General features: G+C 49.4%; 1 protein-coding gene and 1 other RNA gene. One reads left to right on the forward strand and one right to left on the reverse strand.

The features are described from left to right. Positions 1 to 130: non-coding RNA, RtT sRNA (locus RTN40_RS20185), on the forward strand. Positions 131 to 180: 50 nt separating this feature from the next. Here RTN40_RS20185 and RTN40_RS20190 read toward each other — a convergent pair. Beyond that, a partial coding sequence (locus RTN40_RS20190) for an RHS repeat-associated core domain-containing protein (protein WP_312229928.1) occupies positions 181 to 1,305 on the reverse strand: 1,125 nt, incomplete at its 5' end.

Below are 1,305 nucleotides of genomic sequence, written 5' to 3' on the forward strand. Positions count from 1 at the left end.
GCCTAAATTTCACAGAGGATAAGAACCTCCGGGGCAGGAGGTTCGACCCGAACGAAGTGAGGGAACGTTGCTTCAGCAACGGCCCGCAGGGCGAGCCACGCAGTGGCGAGTCATCCTCTCTCGCCGACCACATTTAGAAACCCCGCTTTCTAGCGGGGTTTTTTCATCCTGATCGTATAATCAAGCAAATCTGGATGGACTAAAGCTTCGGTGATTCCCTGCATTCGGTGGAAGCTTCCGGCGACTCCATGTCGCGTCTACTGTCCCTTGTACAGCTATAGGGTTAAAACGTCTATTTTTTTGCCCCTGACGAATGGCTGAAAGATGTTTCATTGCATCTCGTCCACGCGTCTGCTCATCCTTCTCAGCTGTATTTATGTGCGGAAGGGTAACCATATGCTTTGCAGTTGCTGGCCCTGTGAATTCCTGTAATGTGTATTTAGCCATATGCTCGGCCATATCCAGGAGAGGCTTCATGACTGCTGCGGGCGCTGCTGTCGATAGATTTTTTTCCAGCTCTAATATGGCCTCATGTCTTCTGTCTAAATCAGCTTTACCATGGTTCTGTCCACTACTGCCAAACATGAGCGTTTTTGGCGATGTAGGATGCTGCATCACTTCCCCCGGAAGATTGTAACCGCTCCCCTTTGTAGGTAACCGTATTAAAGAGATAAATTCGAAGGCCGCCTGAACAAGGGATTCTTGATCGGACGTCATAGTTATTCCTGCTGTTTTAAAATGCTCGCTAATGCCAGAGAAAATAGAGTAAACAGTCTGGGTTGATATCAACTCATCCTGATCGGGATTTGCGCTACGGTACTGTTTTGCATAGTCATTTTTATTTCCACTTGTGGCAGAAGTATAGGCTTTTAGCACCTGTCCAGTTTTCTGTTTGGGTAATTTGTAATCTGTTAAAATCCGGGAGAATTCAAATATCATACTTTTGATTTCAGCTATCTGAGCGGGAATTGTCGATGCTGAATTTATACTGGCCTGTTGCAGCCTTTTTCCGATATCGATCCCCGCGGTGATCCCACGCTGCTCAAGTTCTTTGTGGGTTATAAAACCGGTAATATCATAGCTAGTTACTGGGTTATTTCTGATCATCCGAAAAAGATTCAGCCCGTCCACCTCGCCAGCCGGGTCGGCGCTCACCCAGCGGCAGAGCCACGGGGCGTAGTAGCGGTGACCGTAGTAGTACAGCCCGGTACAGTCCCGCTCCTTGCCCGAGTAGCGCACGGTCTTGTAGTCGGCCTCCACCTCGTTGCGTGCGGTCCACACCGCCGTGCCGCCGAAGGGGTAGTA

It is taken from the genome of Pseudescherichia sp., assembly GCF_031987975.1.
In the GTDB taxonomy this organism is placed as follows: domain Bacteria; phylum Pseudomonadota; class Gammaproteobacteria; order Enterobacterales; family Enterobacteriaceae; genus Pseudescherichia.